The organism is Mesorhizobium sp. Cs1299R1N1 (genome assembly GCF_037179655.1).
Classification (GTDB): domain Bacteria; phylum Pseudomonadota; class Alphaproteobacteria; order Rhizobiales; family Rhizobiaceae; genus Mesorhizobium; species Mesorhizobium salmacidum.
The window spans coordinates 76,267-97,569 of sequence record NZ_JAPYKR010000003.1 but is presented as its reverse complement, the minus strand read 5'-3'; the positions used below and the strand labels follow the sequence as shown (position 1 = coordinate 97,569).

The window sequence follows — 21,303 nt, the reverse complement described above, 5'->3', positions numbered from 1 at the left end:
TTCATCGTGCTCTTTCCATTTTCGCCAAGACCTCCCATATTCGGGACATGGCCAAATCCCCCGATAAAAAAACGCCGCCGACGGCGAATGAGGACCGCGCCGCGCCGAAGCGGCGCAGCCCGCTGACCGATTTCCTCGACGCCTCGGAGCCGCTGCACAAGGGCGGCTTCGCCGAACTGCCGCAGGCCGACCTGTCGGGCACGCCGCTGACGGGTTCGATCGCGGATTGGGCCGAGCAGATCGAGCAGGAGGCTGAACGGGAAGGACGCGCCACGGGCAAAGGCGGCGGCGCCAAGTCGCCGAAGAAGATACCCGAGCGCTCCGCCGCGCCGGGCCGCACCGCGCGCGGCACCTCGATGGGCGGCGCCGCGTCGGCCCGCGAACGCACGGCAGCCGGCCTTAATCCGGTCGCCGGCCTCGACATCTCGCTGGAAGAAGCCGAGACGATGTCGTCCAGTGGCGTCACCGCCACGGTGGCCGCGCTCTCGGCGCTGATCGAATCCGGCAATCCGCTGCACAAGGACGGCGTGCTTTGGACACCGCACCGCCCTGCCCGGCCGGAGAAATCCGAAGGCGGCATCGCCATCAAGATGGTGTCGGACTTCGAACCGGCGGGCGACCAGCCGACCGCCATCAAGGATTTGGTCGAGGGCGTCGACAATAACGACCGCACCCAGGTGCTGCTCGGCGTCACCGGCTCCGGAAAAACCTTCACCATGGCCAAGGTGATCGAGGAGACGCAGCGGCCCGCTTTGATCCTGGCGCCCAACAAGACGCTGGCGGCGCAGCTTTATTCCGAGTTCAAGAAATTCTTCCCCGACAACGCGGTGGAGTATTTCGTCTCCTATTACGATTATTACCAGCCGGAAGCCTATGTTCCGCGCACCGACACCTTCATCGAGAAGGAATCCTCTATCAACGAGCAGATCGACCGTATGCGCCATTCGGCGACGCGCTCGCTGCTCGAGCGCGACGACGTCATCATCGTCGCCTCGGTGTCCTGCATCTACGGTATCGGCTCGGTCGAGACCTACACGGCGATGACCTTCCAGATGCAGATCGGCGACCGGCTCGACCAGCGCGCCCTGCTCGCCGACCTCGTCGCGCAGCAGTACAAGCGCCAGGACATCAATTTCGTGCGCGGCTCATTCCGCGTGCGTGGCGACACGATCGAAATCTTCCCGGCCCACCTGGAAGACCGCGCCTGGCGCATCTCGATGTTCGGCGACGAGATCGAGGCGATCACCGAGTTCGACCCGCTGACCGGCCAGAAGACGGGCGAGTTGAAGAGCGTCAAGATCTACGCCAACTCACACTATGTGACGCCGCGCCCGACGCTGAACCAGGCGATCAAGTCCATCAAGGAAGAGCTCAAGCACCGCTTGGTCGAGCTGGAGCGCGCCGGCCGGCTGCTGGAGGCACAGCGGCTGGAACAACGCTGCCGCTTCGACCTCGAAATGCTGGAAGCCACCGGCTCCTGCGCCGGCATCGAAAACTATTCGCGCTACCTCACCGGCCGCCAGCCCGGCGATCCGCCGCCGACCTTGTTCGAATACATTCCCGACAACGCGCTGGTCTTCATCGACGAAAGCCACGTCACCGTGCCGCAGATCGGCGGCATGTATCGCGGCGACTTCAGGCGAAAGGCGACGCTGGCCGAATATGGCTTCCGCCTGCCCTCCTGCATGGACAACCGGCCGCTTCGCTTCGAGGAATGGGACGCCATGCGGCCGCTCTCGGTTGCCGTTTCGGCGACGCCCGGCGGCTGGGAGATGGAACAGGCCGGCGGCGTCTTTGCCGAGCAGGTCATCCGCCCGACAGGTCTGATCGATCCGCCGGTCGAGGTGCGCCCGGCCAAGAGCCAGGTCGACGACGTCGTCGGCGAAATCCGCGAGACGACCGCCGCCGGCTACCGCACGCTGGTCACCGTGCTGACCAAGCGCATGGCCGAGGATCTGACCGAGTATCTGCACGAGCAGGGCGTGCGCGTTCGCTACATGCACTCCGATATCGACACGCTGGAACGCATCGAGATCCTGCGCGATTTGCGGCTTGGCGCCTTCGACGTGCTGGTCGGCATCAACCTGCTGCGCGAAGGCCTCGACATTCCCGAATGCGGCTTCGTCGCCATTCTCGATGCCGACAAGGAAGGTTTTTTGCGTTCGGAAACCTCGCTGATCCAGACCATCGGCCGCGCCGCCCGCAACGTCGACGGCAAGGTCATCCTCTACGCCGACCAGGTCACCGGCTCGATGGAACGGGCGATGGCCGAGACCAATCGCCGCCGCGAAAAGCAGATGGAATGGAACGCCGCCAACGGCATTACGCCGGAATCGGTCAAGTCGCGCATCTCCGACATTCTGGATTCGGTCTACGAGAAGGACCACGTCCGCGCCGACATCTCGCAGTTCACCGACGGTGCCGGCGCCATGATGGGCAACAATTTCAAGGCCCATCTCGACGCGCTGGACAAACAGATGCGCGATGCCGCCGCTAACCTCGACTTCGAGAAGGCAGCCCGCATCCGCGACGAGATCAAGCGGCTGCGCGAGATGGAACTGTCGATCTCCGACGATCCGCTGGCGCGCGAGGTGGAAGGCCAAAGCCCGGCCTCGGGCCGCGAAAAGGGCAAGCACAACAAGGGCGTGGCCAAGCATCGGACGTTGGAGGAACAGGAGCGGTTCCGCAAGCTCGACCAGGCACGCGCCGCCGAAGAGGCGGCCAAGGCCGCCAGGCCCAACCTCTTCCGCAAGCCCGATCTCGACGAGATGGGCGCGGACGGCGCCGTGCCGGTGAAGAAGCCGCTGTTCGCCAAGCCCTCGCTCGACGATATGGAGCCTGGTACCGACATGCCGACGCCGTCAGGGGCGGTGTCGCGCTCGCTGTTCAAGAAGCAGTCGGCCGAAGAAGCGCACGGCTCCGACTTCGGCATCCCGGGCGACGCCGCCAAACCGTTGTTCAAGAAGAACTCGCTCGACGAAATGACGGTGCGCCGTACCGAGAAACCGGTAGAGGGAAAAGTGCCGGCGAAGCCACAGCCAATCTCCCCCCTCGTGGGGGAGATGTCCGGCAGGACAGAGGGGGGCGCGAAGGATCGCGGCGACACCGATAAGCCAATCGTCCGTCAGCGCGCCGGCATCGGCTCCTACGAGGACCCAGGCGACGCCCGCCGCGAAAAGCGCCGGCCGGGGAAGACAGGCAGGCCGGGAAAGTAGAGCGCTCTTCCCTTCTCCCCTTGTGGGAGAAGGAAAAGCGCGCCGGCGCCGCATCTTAACATCCTGCTTGTCAAAGTCGGAACAGCCTCTGGACTATGCGCTCGCGGTTGCCGCCAAGTGGCGGAAACGATACGCACGGCTGCAATTCTGCCTCTGAGCGCACGCAACTTCCCCATGAAACCCAGAGACATCGCCGCCTACGTCTTCCTGGCTGTCACCTGGGGGCTGTCCTTCCTGGTGCTGCTCAAGGTGGTGCATGCCTTTGGCTGGGTCGGCGCGGTCACCTTGCGCGCACTGATCGCCGGCATCACGCTCTTTCTGCTTGCAGCCGCCACGCGGCGACGGCTGGATTTCAGCGCCGGCTGGCGGCATTTCGCCATGGTCGGCGCAACGACGGTCGCGGCGCAGTTGATCGGCCTGTCCTATGCCACGCCGCGCATCGGCACGGCGATGGCGGCCATCCTGGTTGCCGCGATCCCGCTGTTCTCGATGATCATCGGCCAGCTCTGGGGGCTCGAGCGCATCGCTGTTCGCGGCCTTGCCGGGCTGCTGCTCGGCGCTGCCGGCATCATCGTCCTGGTCGGTTTCCCCGCGGTTCCGATCACCGCTTCCTTTGCGGTCGGCTGTGCCGCCTCGCTGTTCAGTTCCTTCTCGGCGGCGTTCGGCAGCAACTACGCCAATCGCCATTTGCGGTCGGCCGGCTCGCTGGAACTCACCAGCGCCGCCTTCCTGTTTGGCGGCCTGATGACGCTGCCGCTGCTGCTCGCCGTGCCGGTGCCGGCAATGCCGCGCCCTGTCGACTTCCTCTATCTGGCGATACTGGCCTGCGTGATGAGCGCATTGACCTATGTCGTCTATTTCCGGCTGGTGGCCAGCATCGGCGCGACCAGGACCATCAGCGTCGAATTCGCCGTGACCACGATCGCCGTGCTGGCCGGAACGACTGTGCTCGGCGAGTCGCTGACCATGATCCAGGGCTTCGGCGCGGCGGCAATCATCGGCGGCTGCATACTGGTGCTGGACCCCTTCCCGCGCCGGATACAGGCGGAAGCCTTGCCATCGGCCCCGCCTTTGGTGTAACCGGTCCCCATACTCGAACGTCTTGAAAGGAGGGCTAACGTGTTTTTCGATCACCATCGTCAGCGTGGCCCGATGTCCGCCCTGCGAGCTTGCTTGCAGGGCTGACCAGGGACGGTCCGGGTTTTTTCCCGCTTCGATTTTTTGGTCTGCCCTTCGTGGTGCCGCAACGCCTGGTCTGATGGCCGGCATGCGCACCGTCAAAGTGCATCGAGCCGGATTTTCCGGACAGACCAGAGAAATCGATAATGGCCCTGATCAGCCTCAAATCCCTCGGCGTCACCATGAGTGCGCCGCTCTTCTCCAATCTCGACCTCAGCATCGGCACTGGCGACCGGCTCGGCATCGTGGCCGCCAACGGCCGCGGCAAGTCGACCTTGCTGAAATGCCTGACCGGCGAGCTGGAGCCGACGACGGGCGACATCACCCGCACGCGCGGCCTGCGTGTCGGCCATGTCGAACAGTCCGTTGCCCCTGCCCTGCTTGGCCGCACCTTTTATCAGGTGGTGGCGGATGCCTTGCCGCCGGAGCAGGCCGACAGCGAGATGTGGCGCGTCGATATCGTTCTCGATTCGCTCGACGTGCCCGAACCAATGCGCGAGCGAGAGATGCAGGCGCTGAGCGGCGGCTGGCAGCGGCTGGCGCTGATCGCCCGCGTCTGGGTCACCGATCCCGACGTGCTGCTGCTCGACGAGCCTACCAACCATCTCGACCTCGCCCGCATCAGCCAGTTGGAAACCTGGCTCAACGCGCTGCCGCGCGAGGTGCCGGTCATCATCGCCAGCCATGACCGAGCCTTCCTCGACGCCACCACCAACCGGACGCTGTTCCTGCGCCCGGAACAGTCGCCGGTGTTTTCTCTCCCCTATTCGCGGGCCAGGGATGCGGTGGACGAGGTCGACGCCTCGACTGAGCGAAAGTTCCAGCGCGACATGAAGGTGGCCCAGCAATTGCGCCGGCAGGCGGCCAAGCTCAACAACATCGGCATCAATTCCGGCAGCGACCTGCTGACCGTCAAGACCAAACAGCTCAACCAGCGCGCGGAAAAGCTCGAAGAGGCCGCCAATCCGGCGCATCGCGAGAAATCGGCGGGCGCGATCAAACTCGCCAATCGCGGAACGCACGCCAAGGTGCTGATCACGCTCGACGACGCGGCGGTCGAGACACCGGACGGCACACTGCTGTTCAGGACCGGCAAGCGCCACATCTGCCAGGGCGATCGCATCGTGCTGCTCGGCCGCAACGGCGTCGGCAAGTCGCGCTTCGTCACCTTGATCCGCAACGCCATTCTCGAGCCGGACACGGTGCGGAATGTGAAGGTCACGCCGTCGACCGTGCTCGGCTACAGCGACCAGGCGCTGTCCGGAATCAGCGGCGACGACACGCCGCTGGCGATGGTCTCGCGCCGTTACGATGTCGGCGAACAGCGTGCCCGCTCGCTGCTTGCCGGCGCCGGCGTGGTCATCGAGATGCAGGAGCGCAGGATCGGTGTGCTGTCGGGCGGCCAGAAGGCACGGCTGATGATGCTGGCGCTGAGACTCGCCAATCCCAACTTCTATCTGCTCGACGAGCCGACCAACCATCTCGACATAGACGGCCAGGAAGCGCTGGAGGAGGAGTTGCTGAAGCACCAGGCAAGCTGCCTGCTCGCCTCGCACGACCGTTCCTTCATCCGTGCTGTCGGCAACCGCTTCTGGCTGATCGAGAAGCGAAAGCTGGCCGAGGTCGAGGATCCGGAGAATTTCTTCCGCAAGGTGGCTGAAGGGACGGTATGACGGGCGGGAGATCGGCAGCACCGCGCCTGTAAATTATTTGCTTACAGGTTCTTGATTTGTGTAAGCGACCTGTTTACATACGTCATGATCAAGTCCTTCAGGAACAAGGCGCTGTCCGACCTCTTTCAAACCGGAAAAACCGGCAAGATCGACGCCAAGATGCACAAGCGCATCCTTGTTCGGCTTGACCGTCTGGAAGCTTCGGAAAAGCCGGAGGAGATGAATCTTCCCGGCTTCGACTTCCACCCGCTGAGAGGCTTCGATCCCATCCGCTACACGGTCCACGTCAACGGGCCGTGGTGCATTACATTTGAATTCGACGGCAATGACGCCGCCCGCGTCGACTTCGAGCAATATCACTGAGGCGGCCAGATTGGAGAGTTCGACTTATGACCGTGCACGAGCCGACGCGTCCGATCGAGCGTTGCCCCTCCCACCCGGGAGCACTGCTTGAGGACATTATCCCGGCAACTGGAAAGACCAAGGTGGAAATTGCAAATCTGCTCGGCATCTCCCGGCAGCAGCTCTATGACATTATCCGCGAAAGGAAGCCGGTTTCGCCGGCAGTGGCCGCTCGCCTTGGGAAGCTGTTCGGCGACGGCGCGGCGATCTGGCTTCGGATGCAGGCGGCTTTCGATGCCTGGCACGCCGAGCGTGAGGTCGATGTTTCGGCTATCCCCACGCTCAAGGTTGCATAGGCCTCCTCGGCGGCGCCTGAACGAAAGACCGACATAAAAATTCTCCGGGCAATCTGTCGGATCGCCCGTTGCTGCCTCGTCCTTGGGATGCCGACACGATGATGCCGGCGCCAACCCAGGGAGAAGTCGTCATGTCCGTCCTGTCATCCATCGGCCGCATCGCAACCCGGTATGCCGCGGCGCGCGCCCGTCACCGCAGCGAACGCATCCTGCTGTCGCTGCCGGCCGAACTGCGCAAGGATATCGGTTTTCCGGAAATCTTCGATGCCCGCGACAGCCGTCGCGCGGCCACGTCCTCGGCCAAGGTCATATGACCTTGGCCTGTACGCCGGCCTCCACAGCCGGCCGGTTGCCCGATGATATCAGGCGAAAAATTTTCGCGACCCTGTAGGATTGGCGTCCTCTCGTCCGTCCTATGGTCCGCAAGGCCAATCCAAACGTGAAGAGGAACATGCAATGACCGACCAGACCCCACCCCGGCCAAAAGTGCTTGGTGGATTGACCCCCTATCTGCAGGTCGACGGCGCCATCAAGGCCGCCGAGTTCTACAAGAAGGCTTTCGGGGCCGAGGAAGTCTTTGCCTATCCGGCGGATGAAAAAGGCCGCACCATGCATATCCATCTCTACATCAACGGCTCGACGCTGATGCTCGGCGACGCATATCCGGAACACGGCCATCCGCACCAGGCGGCGCAGGGCTATACGTTGCAGCTCCATCTCGGCAAGGATGATATCGACGCCTGGTGGAAGCGCGCTGTCGACGCCGGTTGCGAGATTGTCACGCCGCTGCAGGTGATGTTCTGGGGCGACCGCTGGGGCCAGGTGAAGGACCCCTTCGGCGTCGCCTGGGCAATGAACGCACCGACGGAATAAGCTTCAGCGCGCGCGCCCTCGCCGAGGGGATGCGCCCAACCGCGCCGGGTTGTATCCCCGCCGATCCGGCGCCCATTTCTAGCAAAGAGGAGACCGCCATGTCCTATGTCGATGGCTTCGTGCTTGCCGTGCCGAAGGCAAATCTCGATGACTACAAGAAGCTGGCCAATCTCACAGGCCCCATATGGATGGAACACGGCGCGCTCGCCTATGTCGAATGTATCGGCGACGATGTGCCCTATGGCGAGCTGACCTCGTTTCCGCGCGCCGTTCAGGCCAAGGACGACGAGATCGTCGTTTTCTCCTGGGCCGTCTACAAATCCAGGCAGGATCGAGATGCTGTGATGGCCAAGGTGATGGCCGACCCGCGCCTGAAACCCGATTGGGGCACCATGCCCTTCGATGCCAAGCGCATGATCTTCGGCGGCTTTCAGCCCTTCATGGAGCTTGACGCCAAGCTAGGTCGAGATTGAGGTCAGGCCGAGTCGAGAGCGATGGTTTCCGAGAACCGGAACGGAGCGTACGTTTGAGTACGTGAGTACCGGAAGCGCAGGCAACCACCGTTCGCAGGCCGGTCTCACCTCAATATCGACCTAGCTTGTCGAGCAGCGGCTTCAGCCTGTCGCCATAGCGTTTCCACAGATCGACCGACCCCTGGTACATCGGCTGGCGCACCTGCGCGGCGGATGCCGTGCGCACCGGCCTGTCGGTCTGGTGGAACGACAGCACGGCATCCTCCCATGGCAGGCCGAGATAGTCGATCAGCGCCCGGCTCTGCCCGTCCTGGTCGGCGACGAAATCCTCGTAGCGCACATCGTGCACGACGCCGGGCAGCACCTTGTGCCAATGCGCCATGATGTCGGTATAGAGATTGTGGAAATCGGCGAGCTCGCCGAGGTCATAGCCATAGCGGTGGCTGTCGCCGCGGAAATGCACCTTGTAGATCGACAGGCATGTCGCCGCCGCATCGCGGGCGCAGTGGATGATCTTGGCCTTCGGCAGCATCATGTGGATGAAGCCGACGAGCAGGAAGTTGCCCGGCATCTTGTCGGTGACATGGCGCATATGCGGATAGCGGGCATGGAGCATGTCGAGATAGGCCTGCCCCGCCTCGGCGAAATCCGCATCGTCCGTGTCGGCCACGCCCCAGGGGAAGCCGCCCGGCATGTTCGACGGGAACTGCCTGCCAACCGCCGTCTTCAAGATGCCGAGCTCGCCCGCGCCGTAGACTTGGGCGTGGCTGGCGATGATCTGTTCGACCAGCGTCGTCCCCGAACGCGGCATGCCGACGACGAAGATCGGCGCATCGTCGGTGATCGGGCTCGGTCTGTGCTTTTCGAAGAAGCCGGCATCGAACACCGTCTTCATCGCCTCGAATTCGGCACGTGTCTTCACCGGATCATAGTCGATGCCCTTGCGGCGGATGGCATTGCCCTCGGCGAAGTAGTCGAACGCCTTGCCATAATCCTTCAGATCGTCATTGGCCTTGCCGAGGCCAAACGACAGCTGCATGCGTGCCAGGCTGTCCTGCGGCGCCTTGGCGTGCTGCGCCTCCATGCCGGCCAATTCGGCATCGCGCTCCTTCTGGCGCTTGACCTGCGTCAGCATCAGCCACGCGCGGGCCATGGCGGGCTGGACCGCCACCGCCTGCCGGAACAGGTCGGCCGCCTCGTCGAGCTTGCCCTTCTCCATCAGCCCAACGCCCAGTCCGTGCAGCAGGTCGGCATCCTTGGGCCGGATGGTCAGTGCCTCTTGGAAAACAGCCAGCGCCTCGTCGAGGCGTCCGGCTTCCTGCAGGGTTTCGGCAAGCCCGATCCGCGCGCGCACGTGGAATGGGTTGCGCTGCACCGTGCCGCGATAGATGTCCTCGGCCTCCTCGAACCGGCCGATCTGCTTCAGCGACGAGCCGAGATTGTCGCGCGCCGCAAGCTGCTCCGGCCGCAGATCCACCGCGCCGCGGAAGAAATCGATCGCCGCCGTGACACGCCCCAGATCGCGCATCACCGTGCCGAGATTGTTGAGGAAGTCGGGGTTCGTCGGCTGTAGCTGAACCGATTGTTCGAGGAAATCCATCCCTTCTTCGCTGCGCCCGGTCTGGTGCAACAGCAACCCCAGGAAATGCGCCGCGGCCGCATGTTTGGGCTGACGCGCCAGCACCTGCCGGTAGATCGCTTCGGCCTCTTGCCGGCGCCCGGCCTGGTGCAGTTGCAGCGCCTGCTGCACATACTGGTCGAGGCCCAGCGGCGGCTGGCCTCCCGCGCCAGATTTGGCCGCGCCAGATTTGGCTCCCGCACCCGCCGCTCTTCTCTGATCTCTGTTGATGGGACACCTGCCGTGTTATGCGCCTGCCGCGATCTAGGCCATCGGCGCTACAGGTTCAAGGCTTTGCTTGGTTCTGTGCCCTACATCGCGGCGAAAGCGATCAGATCCGGCGATTGGTCTCGGCAACCTGCCTGGCCCGCCTCACAGTGCCATCAGTATCGGAGATCGTTCGCCTTGCCGCCTCGTCGCTTCTGATGGTCAGCCGCGCCGATTGGACGACCATCGGCTTTCCGGCAGCGCCAATGGCGTACGTGGCGCTTGGCTTGACGATGGGATTGATCGCCACGCTCTTCCCTTTCGAAGTTCTGAATGAATCCATGGCTTTATCCCTTTAGAAAAAATAAAAGTACAGGCGCCGAGTAAATATTCGGCGCGCTTCCGAGAAATTTTTGAAGATATCTGAACCGCAGCAGAATTATTCTAAAATTTATAGCCGTCTATTTTCAAAATCGAAGCGAGGAATTCCATAATTCTTCTTGAATGAAGCTCCAAATTGAGCTATTTAGGAAGATATCGTTTGGGCCAGAATTGGCATCTCGCGGCGTCAGAGGTTCTAGACCCGCCAATCTCATTCCAGATGCCGATACCGGACGCGCATTCGCCGTGTCCCTGTTTTTTTGCTCTCAAGCCGCTGTTTGCGTGACGCCACAAGGCGGGAAATATCAGGACAATGCCGGACCGCACCACCCGTTCCATCGCCCATTTCACCGCACCGTTCGTGCTCGCTGGCCTGGAAGGACAACTGCCGGCTGGCCACTACGACATCGATCACGACGAAGAGTTGATCGAGGGCATTGCGCGGCTTGCCTGGCGCCGCGTCGCCACTTTCATCCATCTGCCGGCAAGGGCGGTGAACAATCCGCTCACCAGCCAGCTTGTCGCCATCGACTACCTGGACCTCGAGACCGCGCTGGTGCGCGACCGGGAGAATGCAGCATGATCCGTTTTCAGCAGAATGCGCGTCCGCGCACCGACACCCCCTCGCATCTCTTTGCCATCGGCCAGACCGTGCGTATGAAAAGCCGGACCGGCCTGCTCAACAAGACCGCGGAACTGTTCGAGATCAAGAGCAGGCTGCCGGTCAAGGACGGTTCCCCGCAATACCGTATCCGCAGCGAGCAGGAGACCCACGAACGGGTCACCACGGAAGACAATCTCGAACTGGCCGACAATCCGGTCGGCTGACCGGAAGGGCTTCAAACACTCGCTATAGGCGCGAGCCGGGTTAAGCCCCGTCAGCACGGCCCGTCGCCGACGATGCGATAATCCGAGGCACGGGCCTCGCAGGCGTTGGGGAAGGTGCGCATCTCGCCATGCCGGCGGGCGCACACCGGCGCGTATTCGCGGGTGCAGAACGTCTGCTCGCCGCCACCACCACCGCCGTCGCGGCAGGGGCCGTCGCGCACGATGCGGTAACCCGCCCGATCGGCAAGGCAGGCATTGGCGAAGGTCTGGCGATCACCGCCGCGCCGGGCGCAGACCGGCTCGTACTGTTTGGTGCAGAATTGCGGATCAGGGCGCGGCGGGCGCGGCCCCGGTCCTTCATCGACGACGACCGTACAGGCGGCGAGAATTGCCGACAGGAACAGGATGGTAAAACCCTGCCGTGAGAAGATTGCCGCAAGAAACCTCATGATCGTCTCTCCCTCGATCCCCGTCTCGGTCCATACCGCCCAAGACTGCCTGGCGGTTCGCTGACAATGATATCGATCAAAACAAGATTTAAATCAGTCGCCCATGGCATGATCCTCGCTATTCCATTGCCAATTGCAACCCCGTTCGCAGCCTCTGTCGGGAAATGACTGGGATCAGTGAGGGCCTCGCCGCGCGCTGCCGGCAATCATCACTTGTGGCCTATATATGACCGCGGTCGTGGGCCGATGACCCCTCGGGCAACGAAGCCTATTTGCAGCCGGTCGACGCTCTGATCGGTCGATTTTTTGCGTCGGGATGCGCTCGTGGCGGCGGCCCGCGGCGCTATCTTGCAACGTTCACGTTTCCGTGCGATAAATTCTGTGTTCGGGCATTTGCGACCCGGAGAGCGGAACGTTTTGGACGACCTTTCCCCGATACTGTGAATCTCTGACGGCCCCGTTTTTCGGCGGGGGGTTTTGACCATGCGCCAATGCATGACTGCCGAAGCAACCACCAGGAACTGCCCTCGACGCCAGGTGGCGGGCAGGACCACCAAAGACTGAACGGGTGAAGGAGTTTCCCCAATGGCCCAGACCGGCACCGTTAAATTCTTCAATGCGACCAAAGGCTTCGGTTTCATCACGCCCGACGGCGGCGCCAAGGACGTGTTCGTCCACATTTCAGCGATCGAGGCCTCGGGCCTGCGCACGCTGGTCGACGGCCAGAAGGTCACCTTCGACGTCGAGCCGGACCGCATGGGCAAGGGCCCGAAGGCGGTCAACCTGCGCGCAGCCTGAGCGATCGGCGCCGCACATCCCAGGCGGATGGGCGATCGAGGAGCTTGACCAGCACCTGGGCAGGCAGACAGATTTTTGAAAGGCGCGGCGGTTTTCGTCGCGCCTTTTTCATGTCCGTGGCGCAGCATAAACGCATGTCATCTGGAAGTTCATCCGGTCCGGGCCAATGACACGCGTCATAACAAGCACTTAAAGCGCCACGTGCTTCAAGTGCCCGGAAAACTTTCACTTGCCGATAGCGCTAAAATAAAGGACAAATTTCCATTCGGGCATTTGCCGGCCCGAGACTGGAGTTTATGGGATCAAAGGAGCTTCCCATGCCGCAGACCGGCACCGTCAAATTCTTCAACCATGCCAAAGGCTTCGGCTTCATCACACCGGATGATGGCGCGAAGGATGTCTTCGTCCATATTTCGGCCGTGCAGGCGTCGGGTCTTCCCGGTCTCGAAGATGGGCAGAAAGTGACGTTCGACACCGAGCCGGACAAGCGCGGCAAGGGACCCAAGGCCGTCAACCTGTCGGTCGGCTGAGCCGGCTTCGCACCGACGCCGGCTCCGGCAGGTCTGGTCAGCGCCCCGTAGGCGCGGGTTTGATGTCGTGAAACAAGGCGTGCGGTCAAATTTTCGTTCAGCCCCCGTTCAGCCACGGTCCCATATTAATCATTCGTAAAGCCGGACCGCATCCCCTGCAAACTGCACGGCCCGGCACGAAGGAGACCAAGATGAACCGAATTTTCAAGACAGCCGTGCTGTCCGCCGCCGTGGTCGCCACCACGCTGGGGACCTTTTCGGCGGCCAATGCCGATGACTGGCGCCGTTGGCACCATCACGGCCATGGCCATGGCGATGCTGTCGCGGCCGGCGTTCTCGGCCTTGCCGCCGGCGCGCTGATCGGTGGCGCTTTGGCCAATGACCGGCCGCCGCCCGATTCCGACCGTTATTACGATGATGGCTATTACGACCGTGACGTGCGGATACGCCCGGCCCCGGTGCGCCGCTACTACGTGGAGCCGCAGGTGGTCTATGCCGACCGCTATGCCGAACCGTGGACGCGCGGCTGGTACGAGTACTGCTCGGACCGATACCGCAGCTTCAATTCCCGGACCGGCACCTTCACCGGCAGTGACGGCGAACAGCATTTCTGCACCGCCAACTGAGGCTTCCCTGCCCCAAACAAAAAGCGCTGACCGCAAGGCCGGCGCTTTTTTTATCGGCTTGCTAATGCATGTCGCCCGGAAGTGTCCTCGGTTCCGGGATAACGACATGCATAATCAGAAGTTTACAGCAGGTCGGGCAATCCTATTCGCCGCGACAAGCTGTAGACTTTCGAACCCGGAGCCGGTCCAGATCTCATTCAGGTCAAAAACGGATTGGTCCGCCGTTCCTCGCCGAAGCGCCCGCCGGGACCGTGACCGCAAATGAAGCCGATGTCGTCGCCAAGCGGCAACAGCTTGTCCTTGATCGAGGCGATGAGTGCCGCGTGGTCGCCGCCCGGCAGGTCGGTGCGGCCGACCGAGCCGCGAAACAGGACGTCGCCGACATGGGCGAATTTGGCGGCGCGGTTGTAGTAGACGACATGGCCCGGCGCGTGGCCGGGACAATGCAGCACCTCGAACACATGGCCGCCAAATGACACCGTCTCGCCTTCTGTAAGAAACCGGTCGGGCACGCAATTGCGCACACCGCCGACGCCGTAGCGCCTGCCCTGGTTCTCCAGATTGTCGAGCAGCATCTTGTCGGCTTCATGCGGGCCGATGATCTCGATGCCGAGTGCTTCCTTCAACTCCATGGCGCCGCCGGCATGGTCGATATGGCCGTGCGTGATCCAGATCGCCTCGGCCGTGATCGCATTGTCCTTCAACACCCCCAGCACCTTGTCGATGTCGCCGCCGGGATCGACCACCACGCCGTGCTTGTCATCCATGTCGAACAGGATGGTGCAGTTCTGCTGGAACGGTGTGACCGGCACGATGCCGGCATTGAGCTGACCCATGATCGTCCTTTCGCTGTGTCAGCGATCATGTAGAGGCATCGGTCAAAACCGTCCACAGCCGGAAGGTCAAACAGTGCGTGTCCAAAAAGAAATGGGCGGCCGAAGCCGCCCATTTTGCCAGCCCGAGATTGGCAGGCTTATTTCTTCATGGCGCCCATGACCGCGCCCAGAATGCCGGTCAGGATCGCGCCGCCGCCGGCGCCGCCGACGATGTTCTGCAGGTTGAGCGCGCTGCCCAGGCCGCTGGTCGCCGCCGCGGCCGCATCAGGAGAAATCGCACCGTGGCCGAGCAGGCTGCCGAGGATCGCCGCGCCGCCGACACCGCCAATGGCGCCGCCCAGGATTTTGGGAAGCTGACCCATCGCCGCCGTCTTGATCGCTGCGCCGACCGCCTGACCACCAATAATGCCCGTAATGATCTGAATGATGATCGGAAGAAGCGTGTTCATGTCCATATGATTAGTCCCTCCATAGCTGCCAGCCTCCCGGGCCGACACCATCATGAGAGACGCCGAATTGGACGAAAGTCAAATGCACAAACGCTGAAATAAAAGGGGCGGCCCGAAAACCGCCCCTGCTTGCCCGAAAAGCTGTGACTATCGTTATTCTGCGGCGATAGCATGCTTGGGTTGGACGGCGATAGAATAGTCGTTCATGAGATTCTTGGCGATCTCGCCGACTTCGAATCGGTAGGGGCCGATCTCCGAAACCGGGGTTACTTCCGCTGCCGTTCCGGTCAGGAAGCACTGCTCGAATCCTTCCAGTTCTTCCGGCAGGATGGCGCGTTCGATGATCTCCAGGCCGCGATCCCTGGCCAGGCCAATGACGGTGCGACGGGTGATGCCGTCGAGGAAGCAGTCGGGCGTGGGCGTGTGGATCTTGCCGTCCTTGACGAAGAAGATGTTGGCGCCGGTCGCTTCCGCGACCTGGCCCCGCCAGTCGAGCATCATGGCGTCGGCGTAGCCCTTGGCCTCCGCGGCATGCTTGGACATGGTGCAGATCATGTAGAGGCCGGCGGCCTTCGACCGCGACGGCGCCGTGCGCGGGTCGGGCCGGCGCCATTCCGCCACATCGAGACGGATGCCCTTCAGCTTCTGCGCCGGGTCGAAATAGCTCGGCCACTGCCAGATGGCGATAGCGACATTGATGCGGTTGTTCTGCGCCGAAACGCCCATCTGCTCGCTGCCGCGCCAGGCGATCGGCCTGACATAGGCGTCCTGGAAGCCCTGCTTCTTCAGGAGCGTGGTCGAGGCGTCGTTGAGCTCGGCCACCGAATAGGGAATCTTGAAGCCGAGTAGGCGCGCCGATTCATGCAGGCGCTCGGTATGCTCGTTGAGCTTGAAGATCTCGCCGCCATAGGCACGCTCGCCCTCGAAGACCGCGCTGGCGTAATGCAGGCCGTGGGTCAGAACGTGGATCTTGGCGTCTCCCCACGGGACGAACTCACCATTCATCCAGATGAAGCCGTCCAGTTGATCGAAGGGAACGGATGCCATGGTAACCTCCCGCGGACCTCGGTCCGCATATCTCAGTATCGTTGCGTGTTCTTTTTTGGCCGCGCCATGCGATTGGCGACGCCGGCCGGTGTCTCGAAGCGTAGGCGGATAATCGCGCTCTGGCAAACTCAGGAAGTTCCGGAAAAACCGGCCCGCCTTGCCTTTTCGTTCGCAATCCGCCCAAAAGCTTGTCAAAAATTACCATTGCAGGGAAATTACGTCAATAGTACTGACATAATCTCCCGTTCCGATGGAGAAATGATGACGGATAAAAGCCCACCTGCCGGAAAACCGATCAGGACCGCGATCACAAGCGAGGACGGCATCGACTTCGCCATCATCGAACTCTTCTTCTTTGCCTATCGGGATTTCACTTCCGATCCCGACCAGATCCTGGCCGATTACGGCTTCGGCCGCGCCCACCACCGCGTGCTGCATTTCGTCAACCGCCGACCGGGCCTGACCGTCGCCGAACTGCTCGATGTGCTGAGGATAACCAAGCAGAGCCTGGCGCGTGTGCTCAAGCAATTGATCGACACCGATCACGTCGTGCAGTTGCAGGGCCCGCGCGACCGCCGCCAGCGTGAACTCTATCCGACGGCCAAGGGCCGTGCGCTGGCGCTGGCGCTGGCGCGGCCACAGTCGCGCCGCATCCGTGCTGCATTGGAAGATTGCGGTGCCGCCGAACGGACCTTGGTGGAACGCTTCCTCGAAGCGATGGTCAATCCGGAACTGAGAGCTCAGATCGACGTTGGGTCCGCAAAAATGTCAGGGAAAAGCCATGGAGAGCACTGAGAGGATCGACCAGGCGGCCGCACCGGACGACGATGCGCCGCATCTGCTCGTGGTCGACGACGACACCCGTATCCGCAATCTTCTCAAGCAATATCTGACCGAAAACGGCTTCCGCGTCACCGTCGCCGGCAATGCCGGCGAGGCGCGCCGCAAGCTCGCCGGCCTCGACTTCGACCTGCTTGTGCTCGATGTCATGATGCCGGGGGAAAGCGGCGTCGATCTCACTAAGGCCCTGCGCGCCGAGAAGAACGTGCCGATCCTGATGCTGACTGCCTTGTCGGAGACCGACAGCCGCATCTCGGGGCTCGAGGCCGGCGCCGACGACTACCTGCCAAAGCCCTTCGATCCGCGCGAGCTGATCCTGCGCATCAACAACATCCTGCGCCGGGGCGGCCCGGCGGCGACGCCCAAGGTCGAACAGCTGGTGTTCGGTCCCTACACCTTCCAGATCGCCAGGCGCGAACTGAAGCGCGGCGGCGAGGCGCTGAAGCTGACCGACCGTGAACAGGAGATCCTGGCGATCTTCGCCGCGCGCGCCGGCGAAACCATCCCTCGCCACGAGCTGGTCGGCGACGATTCGGAAGTCGGCGAGCGCACCATCGACGTCCAGATCAACCGGCTGCGCCGCAAGATCGAGCGCGATCCGTCCAACCCGGTCTGGCTGCAGACCGTGCGCGGTATTGGGTATCGGCTCAGCGTGGAATAGAATACCGGCCGCGGGCCCAAGAGCATGATCCCGAAAAGTGGGAATCGGTTTTCGGAAAAGATTATGCTCCAACAAAGAGTTAGATCAGGATGACGATTCAGCCAAACGTCATGCTGATCTAATACCGCCGACGGATGAAGAGAGCCAATGGCGACCACGGAACTGGAACAGCCGGACAATGACGGCTTGAGCGCGCGCGCCACGCGGACGCTCAAGGCGGTGCCGCGCATCTGGAACCGGTTCTGGCGCCTCGTTTCGCTTTACATGCCCAAGCGCCTCTATGCGCGCTCGCTGATCATCGTCATCGCGCCGATGATCCTTTTGCAGTCGGTCGTCGCCTTCGATTTCATGGAACGTCACTGGGCAACCGTGACGCAACGCCTGTCGCAGGCCACCGTGCGCGACATCGCCGCCATCATCGACCTGATCGAAACCTACCCGCACGACGGCGACTACGCCAACATCATCCGCATCGCGCAGGACCGCATGCAGCTGAAGGTCGACCTCCTGCCGCCCGATCCGCTGCCGCCGCCCGGTCCAAAACCGTTCTTCTCGATCCTCGACGATGTTCTCTCCGCCGAAATCACCCGCCAGATCAACCGGCCCTTCTGGATCGACACGGTCGGCAATTCCAACATCGTCGAGGTGCGCGTCCAGCTTGAGAACAAGGTGCTGCGCGTCTTCGTGCGCCGCAGCCAGGCCTATGCCTCCAACACCCACATTTTCCTGATCTGGATGGTCGGCACCTCGCTGGTGCTCCTGATGATCGCCATCCCCTTCCTGCGCAACCAGATCCGGCCGATCCTGGCCCTTGCCGAGGCGGCCGAAAGCTTCGGCAAGGGCCGGCCGATGCCGCGCGATTTCCGCCCGCGCGGGGCCGAGGAGGTGCGCCGCGCCGGCTTTGCCTTCATCCAGATGCGCGAGCGCATCGAGCGTCAGATCGAGCAGCGCACGGCCATGCTGACCGGTGTCAGCCATGATCTCAGGACCATCCTCACCCGCTTCAAGCTGCAGCTGGCGCTGGCCGGCGGCAAGGCCGAGACCAAGGCGGCGCTGGACCAGGACATCGAAGACATGCAGTCGATGCTGGAAGGCTATCTCGCCTTTGCCAAGGGCGAGGCGTCGGAGGATCCGGGACGTTTCGATCTCGAAGCCTATTTCCAGAAGCTCGGCGAGGAAGCGAGCTTGCGTAAATGCAGACTGTCGACGACGCTTTCCGGTGATCCGACCGTGCATGTGCGGCCGAACGCCTTCGCGCGCCTGCTGTCCAATATCATCGGCAATGCCTTCCGCTATGCCCGCACCGTGGAGGTCACTGCCAACCATGGCCGCGGCTCGCTTCTGGTCACCATCGACGATGACGGGCCGGGCATTCCGGCCGACAGGCGCGAAGACGTGTTCAAGCCCTTCGTGCGGCTCGACGCGGCCCGTAACCTTGACGCCAGCGGTACCGGGCTCGGCCTGTCGATCGCCCGTGACATCGCCCGCAGCCATGGCGGCGACATCACGCTCGACGACAGTCCCATGGGCGGCCTGCGCGTCGTGATCAAGGTTCCGGCCTGATTTCTATTTGACTATCCGGGCAAGATCTTGCCTGAAAACCGGTTTCGACTTTTCGGGATCACCGCCTGCTTCATCCGCCCGTCATGAAACCATGGTCAAGAGTGCGCATGAATCGCGCGACCGCACTTGATTCGTCCTTGCCGCCTCACTTCGACCTCGTGCCCGTCAGGGTGCGCTGGAGCGAAGCGAGGGCGGCCGCATGGTCGCCGTTCCGGCATCGTTTCAAGGCAACCGCCGACCTCCGGAGCAAAGGGCCGCCATGCGCATATTGATGGTCACCGACGCCTGGCGCCCGCAAGTCAATGGCGTCGTCCACACGCTGGAGCGGCTCACCGAGACCCTGAAATCCTTCGACGTCGCGGTCGAATTCCTGACCCCGAACATCTTTCGCACCCTGCCCTTGCCGACCTACCCCGACATCCGCCTGGCGCTGACCACGCCCGGCCATGTCGCGCGCCTGATCGACGGCTACAAGGCCGACCACATCCACATCGTCACCGAGGGGCCGCTGGGCATCATGGCGCGGCGCTATTGCCGCAATGCCCGCCGGCCGTTCACCACCAGCTATCACACCCGCTTTCCCGAATATCTCAGCGCCCGCCTGCCGGTGCCCGAGAGCTGGACCTATCGCTGGCTGCGCGATTTCCACAATTCGGGCCAGGGCACGCTTGTCGCCACCCAGTCGCTCGCCGACGATCTCACGGCGCGCGGCTTCAACAAGCTCAGGCCCTGGACGCGCGGCGTCGACACCGAGCATTTCCGGCCCGACAAGCGCAAGGACCTCGGCTTCCCCGGCCCGGTTTTCCTGTGCGTCGGCCGCGTCGCCATTGAAAAGAACCTCTCCGCCTTCCTCGATCTCGACCTGCCAGGCAGCAAGGTGATCGTCGGCGAAGGTCCGGAGCTTGCCAAGCTCAAGGCCAAATATCCCCAGGCGCATTTTCTCGGCCATCGTCCCAATGACGAACTGGCCGAAGTCTACGCCTCGGCCGATGTCTTCGTCTTCCCCAGCCGCACCGACACCTTCGGCAACGTCATCATCGAGGCACTGGCCAGCGGCACGCCGGTCGCCGCCTATCCGGTGACCGGACCTATCGACATCGTTGGCGACGGCTTTGGCGGCGCGGTTTCGAACGACCTGCGCGAGGCGGCGCTTGCCGCTCTCAACATCAGCCGCGACCAGGCCCGCGAGCGCGCCATGCGCTACAGCTGGAAGGCCAGCGCGGAAATGTTTCTCGACGCGGTCGAGGAAGCGCTCGGCGTGAAGCGCGCGATCGCCGCCTGACAGGGTCGACACAGCCGAGCCGCCACCGGCGAGCTTTAACTAGTCTTGCAGGCGCGATTACAAGAGCTTGTGCGACAACTCCTTGCGGTGCATTATCCTGCATGTAAAGTCCGCTCCGGGATTGACGCCGATTTCAACGCTGGACGAGTTGCCTGCCGTATCGCCCAAGCGTCGCGTCTTGCGCATCAGCAAGACCGTTGCGAAGGTGTTTGACTATTGCCGTGCGAATGCTTGGCCACTCTTTGTGGCCGCATGGTTTCCTTGTTTTCTGACGACGCTCTGTCTAACGGCGCTTGCTCTTATTCTTTTTGCCGATCCGGCGCAGGTGCCCACATGGCTCCTGTCGCGGGGCTTTGACCCCGGGACCTGGCTTTCCGCGATTGTTGCCGCGCCATTCTCGGCGATGGTCTTTGCATTCGTTCTGGACCGCATGGGAAACGCGCCCGAGCATGGCCGTGTCGTTGTTCGGCGCGGCATTGAACGTGTCAAACGCTTCGCCATCCCAGGCATGCGCTTTGAGCTCGACGAACGCATTCTTCTGGCTGCGCTGCTTCTCGCTTCAATCCAGCTTCTTTACGGCTTTGCTGTCGCCAGCGAGCACAGACTGCTTGTTGCCGGCCTGCTGGCCACACATGATCTCCCGCTCAACCCTGAAGATGTCGCGCCGTGGGCGTCGGCGATAGGAGTCTTCAACGTGTTCGCGGGCGGTTTCGTACTTGTCTGGACATATCTCTTTGTCGGCGATTTTCTATGGACGGGATCGTTTGACCCAATCGGATGCTGGCGCGCGCTCGACCACAATCGTCTGCGTTTTCTCGCCATAATGCTCATCATTTTCGCGACAGTAGCCATATTCAAATATGGACTGGTCCTGGTCGGAGGTTTGCTCCTGATTCCGGCGGATGCGGCGTCGCCTTCCTTCCTGAACCTTGTGCTGATGCATTTTGGACTGGCGTGGCCGTTCGACGTCCTGCATCTTGTGCTCTCGGCCGCAACGGTCGGAACCATTCTCGGCGCGTTTCGGCCTCCAGCTATCGCGTCAATTCGATCGGCCGCGACGCCGTGATGGCGTCTGCC

Annotated in this window: 24 protein-coding genes; 18 read left to right on the top strand and 6 right to left on the bottom strand. The window is 62.6% G+C overall.

Annotated elements, in window-relative coordinates:
• The first annotated feature begins 47 nt into the window (after window positions 1-47).
• The 8 genes from uvrB to O7A70_RS07275 all read left to right on the top strand — a co-directional run bounded on the left by uvrB (window position 48) and on the right by O7A70_RS07275 (window position 8,111).
• Window positions 48-3,215 carry an excinuclease ABC subunit UvrB gene (gene uvrB / locus O7A70_RS07310; RefSeq protein WP_337139776.1) on the top strand — a complete coding sequence of 1,056 codons (3,168 nt, stop codon included), beginning with the start codon at window positions 48-50 and terminating at the stop codon, window positions 3,213-3,215.
• A 174-nt stretch (window positions 3,216-3,389) separates the two neighbouring features.
• Window positions 3,390-4,295 (top strand): DMT family transporter, encoded by a 906-nt coding sequence (locus O7A70_RS07305; protein WP_337139775.1) that lies wholly within the window; start codon window positions 3,390-3,392, stop codon window positions 4,293-4,295.
• Between the two features lie 245 nt (window positions 4,296-4,540).
• The gene (locus O7A70_RS07300; protein WP_337139774.1) at window positions 4,541-6,067 is read left to right on the top strand and encodes an ABC-F family ATP-binding cassette domain-containing protein; all 1,527 of its coding nucleotides are present in this window, start codon (window positions 4,541-4,543) and stop codon (window positions 6,065-6,067) included.
• An 84-nt stretch (window positions 6,068-6,151) separates the two neighbouring features.
• A complete protein-coding gene (locus tag O7A70_RS07295; RefSeq protein WP_337139773.1) occupies window positions 6,152-6,430 on the top strand; it encodes a type II toxin-antitoxin system RelE/ParE family toxin in 279 nt (92 codons plus the stop codon).
• A 26-nt stretch (window positions 6,431-6,456) separates the two neighbouring features.
• Window positions 6,457-6,765, top strand: coding sequence for a HigA family addiction module antitoxin (locus O7A70_RS07290; RefSeq protein WP_015316118.1), 309 nt, complete (start codon window positions 6,457-6,459; stop codon window positions 6,763-6,765).
• 131 nt (window positions 6,766-6,896) lie between these two features.
• Complete coding sequence (locus O7A70_RS07285; protein WP_023770253.1) at window positions 6,897-7,079, top strand: hypothetical protein; 183 nt, start codon at window positions 6,897-6,899, stop codon at window positions 7,077-7,079.
• A gap of 142 nt (window positions 7,080-7,221) precedes the next feature.
• Window positions 7,222-7,638 carry a VOC family protein gene (locus O7A70_RS07280; RefSeq protein ID WP_337139772.1) on the top strand — a complete coding sequence of 139 codons (417 nt, stop codon included), beginning with the start codon at window positions 7,222-7,224 and terminating at the stop codon, window positions 7,636-7,638.
• Window positions 7,639-7,736: 98 nt separating this feature from the next.
• A complete protein-coding gene (locus O7A70_RS07275; RefSeq protein ID WP_337139771.1) occupies window positions 7,737-8,111 on the top strand; it encodes a DUF1428 domain-containing protein in 375 nt (124 codons plus the stop codon).
• Between the two features lie 109 nt (window positions 8,112-8,220).
• Here the strand turns inward: O7A70_RS07275 and O7A70_RS07270 are convergent, their stop codons facing one another.
• Complete coding sequence (locus O7A70_RS07270) at window positions 8,221-9,861, bottom strand: tetratricopeptide repeat-containing sulfotransferase family protein (RefSeq protein WP_337139770.1); 1,641 nt, start codon at window positions 9,859-9,861, stop codon at window positions 8,221-8,223.
• 199 nt (window positions 9,862-10,060) lie between these two features.
• Window positions 10,061-10,279 (bottom strand): hypothetical protein, encoded by a 219-nt coding sequence (locus O7A70_RS07265; RefSeq protein WP_337139769.1) that lies wholly within the window; start codon window positions 10,277-10,279, stop codon window positions 10,061-10,063.
• Between the two features lie 351 nt (window positions 10,280-10,630).
• Here O7A70_RS07265 and O7A70_RS07260 point away from each other — a divergent pair, with 351 nt between their 5' ends.
• Entirely contained in the window at window positions 10,631-10,900 is a 270-nt protein-coding gene (locus O7A70_RS07260; RefSeq protein ID WP_337105815.1) for a hypothetical protein, read from the top strand.
• Window positions 10,897-11,145 carry a hypothetical protein gene (locus tag O7A70_RS07255; RefSeq protein WP_337139768.1) on the top strand — a complete coding sequence of 83 codons (249 nt, stop codon included), beginning with the start codon at window positions 10,897-10,899 and terminating at the stop codon, window positions 11,143-11,145. The genes O7A70_RS07260 and O7A70_RS07255 overlap by 4 nt, the downstream gene beginning before the upstream one ends.
• Window positions 11,146-11,195: 50 nt before the next feature.
• Here O7A70_RS07255 and O7A70_RS07250 read toward each other — a convergent pair whose 3' ends face one another.
• Window positions 11,196-11,594: a Kazal-type serine protease inhibitor family protein gene (locus O7A70_RS07250; RefSeq protein ID WP_337139767.1), complete on the bottom strand. Its 399-nt coding sequence runs from the start codon at window positions 11,592-11,594 to the stop codon at window positions 11,196-11,198.
• A 585-nt stretch (window positions 11,595-12,179) separates the two neighbouring features.
• On the opposite strand from O7A70_RS07250, the gene O7A70_RS07245 reads away from it, so the two are divergent.
• From O7A70_RS07245 to O7A70_RS07235, 3 genes are all read left to right on the top strand, one after another.
• Entirely contained in the window at window positions 12,180-12,392 is a 213-nt protein-coding gene (locus tag O7A70_RS07245) for a cold-shock protein (protein WP_006202520.1), read from the top strand.
• Window positions 12,393-12,709: 317 nt separating this feature from the next.
• The gene (locus O7A70_RS07240; RefSeq protein WP_008877668.1) at window positions 12,710-12,922 is read left to right on the top strand and encodes a cold-shock protein; all 213 of its coding nucleotides are present in this window, start codon (window positions 12,710-12,712) and stop codon (window positions 12,920-12,922) included.
• A gap of 191 nt (window positions 12,923-13,113) precedes the next feature.
• Complete coding sequence (locus O7A70_RS07235) at window positions 13,114-13,548, top strand: BA14K family protein (RefSeq protein WP_140712449.1); 435 nt, start codon at window positions 13,114-13,116, stop codon at window positions 13,546-13,548.
• Between the two features lie 197 nt (window positions 13,549-13,745).
• Here the strand turns inward: O7A70_RS07235 and O7A70_RS07230 are convergent, their stop codons facing one another.
• The 3 genes from O7A70_RS07230 to O7A70_RS07220 form a co-directional block, all read right to left on the bottom strand.
• Entirely contained in the window at window positions 13,746-14,384 is a 639-nt protein-coding gene (locus O7A70_RS07230) for an MBL fold metallo-hydrolase (RefSeq protein ID WP_337139766.1), read from the bottom strand.
• 137 nt (window positions 14,385-14,521) lie between these two features.
• Window positions 14,522-14,839: a hypothetical protein gene (locus O7A70_RS07225; protein WP_140759373.1), complete on the bottom strand. Its 318-nt coding sequence runs from the start codon at window positions 14,837-14,839 to the stop codon at window positions 14,522-14,524.
• Window positions 14,840-14,986: 147 nt separating this feature from the next.
• Window positions 14,987-15,880: a branched-chain amino acid aminotransferase gene (locus tag O7A70_RS07220; protein ID WP_337139765.1), complete on the bottom strand. Its 894-nt coding sequence runs from the start codon at window positions 15,878-15,880 to the stop codon at window positions 14,987-14,989.
• Between the two features lie 261 nt (window positions 15,881-16,141).
• Between O7A70_RS07220 and O7A70_RS07215 the strand changes: the two genes are divergently transcribed.
• The 5 genes from O7A70_RS07215 (at window position 16,142) to O7A70_RS07195 (ending at window position 21,292) form a co-directional block, all read left to right on the top strand.
• Window positions 16,142-16,675: a MarR family winged helix-turn-helix transcriptional regulator gene (locus O7A70_RS07215; RefSeq protein WP_337140203.1), complete on the top strand. Its 534-nt coding sequence runs from the start codon at window positions 16,142-16,144 to the stop codon at window positions 16,673-16,675.
• Window positions 16,662-17,381, top strand: a complete 720-nt coding sequence (locus O7A70_RS07210; protein ID WP_337139764.1) for a response regulator transcription factor — start codon at window positions 16,662-16,664, stop codon at window positions 17,379-17,381. Before O7A70_RS07215 ends, O7A70_RS07210 begins: the two co-directional genes overlap by 14 nt.
• Before the next feature lie 147 nt (window positions 17,382-17,528).
• A complete protein-coding gene (locus O7A70_RS07205; RefSeq protein ID WP_337139763.1) occupies window positions 17,529-18,944 on the top strand; it encodes an ATP-binding protein in 1,416 nt (471 codons plus the stop codon).
• 259 nt (window positions 18,945-19,203) lie between these two features.
• Window positions 19,204-20,226 carry a glycosyltransferase family 4 protein gene (locus tag O7A70_RS07200; protein ID WP_337139762.1) on the top strand — a complete coding sequence of 341 codons (1,023 nt, stop codon included), beginning with the start codon at window positions 19,204-19,206 and terminating at the stop codon, window positions 20,224-20,226.
• Between the two features lie 121 nt (window positions 20,227-20,347).
• The gene (locus tag O7A70_RS07195) at window positions 20,348-21,292 is read left to right on the top strand and encodes a hypothetical protein (protein ID WP_337139761.1); all 945 of its coding nucleotides are present in this window, start codon (window positions 20,348-20,350) and stop codon (window positions 21,290-21,292) included.
• Window positions 21,293-21,303 lie beyond the last annotated feature (11 nt).

Coding starts and splice junctions, on each gene's coding strand:
- uvrB (WP_337139776.1), top strand. CDS start 48: ATGGCCAAATCCCCCGATAAAAAAACGCCGCCGACGGCGAATGAGGAC.
- O7A70_RS07305 (WP_337139775.1), top strand. CDS start 3,390: ATGAAACCCAGAGACATCGCCGCCTACGTCTTCCTGGCTGTCACCTGG.
- O7A70_RS07300 (WP_337139774.1), top strand. CDS start 4,541: ATGGCCCTGATCAGCCTCAAATCCCTCGGCGTCACCATGAGTGCGCCG.
- O7A70_RS07295 (WP_337139773.1), top strand. CDS start 6,152: ATGATCAAGTCCTTCAGGAACAAGGCGCTGTCCGACCTCTTTCAAACC.
- O7A70_RS07290 (WP_015316118.1), top strand. CDS start 6,457: ATGACCGTGCACGAGCCGACGCGTCCGATCGAGCGTTGCCCCTCCCAC.
- O7A70_RS07285 (WP_023770253.1), top strand. CDS start 6,897: ATGTCCGTCCTGTCATCCATCGGCCGCATCGCAACCCGGTATGCCGCG.
- O7A70_RS07280 (WP_337139772.1), top strand. CDS start 7,222: ATGACCGACCAGACCCCACCCCGGCCAAAAGTGCTTGGTGGATTGACC.
- O7A70_RS07275 (WP_337139771.1), top strand. CDS start 7,737: ATGTCCTATGTCGATGGCTTCGTGCTTGCCGTGCCGAAGGCAAATCTC.
- O7A70_RS07265 (WP_337139769.1), bottom strand. CDS start 10,279: ATGGATTCATTCAGAACTTCGAAAGGGAAGAGCGTGGCGATCAATCCC.
- O7A70_RS07260 (WP_337105815.1), top strand. CDS start 10,631: ATGCCGGACCGCACCACCCGTTCCATCGCCCATTTCACCGCACCGTTC.
- O7A70_RS07255 (WP_337139768.1), top strand. CDS start 10,897: ATGATCCGTTTTCAGCAGAATGCGCGTCCGCGCACCGACACCCCCTCG.
- O7A70_RS07250 (WP_337139767.1), bottom strand. CDS start 11,594: ATGAGGTTTCTTGCGGCAATCTTCTCACGGCAGGGTTTTACCATCCTG.
- O7A70_RS07245 (WP_006202520.1), top strand. CDS start 12,180: ATGGCCCAGACCGGCACCGTTAAATTCTTCAATGCGACCAAAGGCTTC.
- O7A70_RS07240 (WP_008877668.1), top strand. CDS start 12,710: ATGCCGCAGACCGGCACCGTCAAATTCTTCAACCATGCCAAAGGCTTC.
- O7A70_RS07235 (WP_140712449.1), top strand. CDS start 13,114: ATGAACCGAATTTTCAAGACAGCCGTGCTGTCCGCCGCCGTGGTCGCC.
- O7A70_RS07230 (WP_337139766.1), bottom strand. CDS start 14,384: ATGGGTCAGCTCAATGCCGGCATCGTGCCGGTCACACCGTTCCAGCAG.
- O7A70_RS07225 (WP_140759373.1), bottom strand. CDS start 14,839: ATGGACATGAACACGCTTCTTCCGATCATCATTCAGATCATTACGGGC.
- O7A70_RS07220 (WP_337139765.1), bottom strand. CDS start 15,880: ATGGCATCCGTTCCCTTCGATCAACTGGACGGCTTCATCTGGATGAAT.
- O7A70_RS07215 (WP_337140203.1), top strand. CDS start 16,142: ATGACGGATAAAAGCCCACCTGCCGGAAAACCGATCAGGACCGCGATC.
- O7A70_RS07210 (WP_337139764.1), top strand. CDS start 16,662: ATGGAGAGCACTGAGAGGATCGACCAGGCGGCCGCACCGGACGACGAT.
- O7A70_RS07205 (WP_337139763.1), top strand. CDS start 17,529: ATGGCGACCACGGAACTGGAACAGCCGGACAATGACGGCTTGAGCGCG.
- O7A70_RS07200 (WP_337139762.1), top strand. CDS start 19,204: ATGCGCATATTGATGGTCACCGACGCCTGGCGCCCGCAAGTCAATGGC.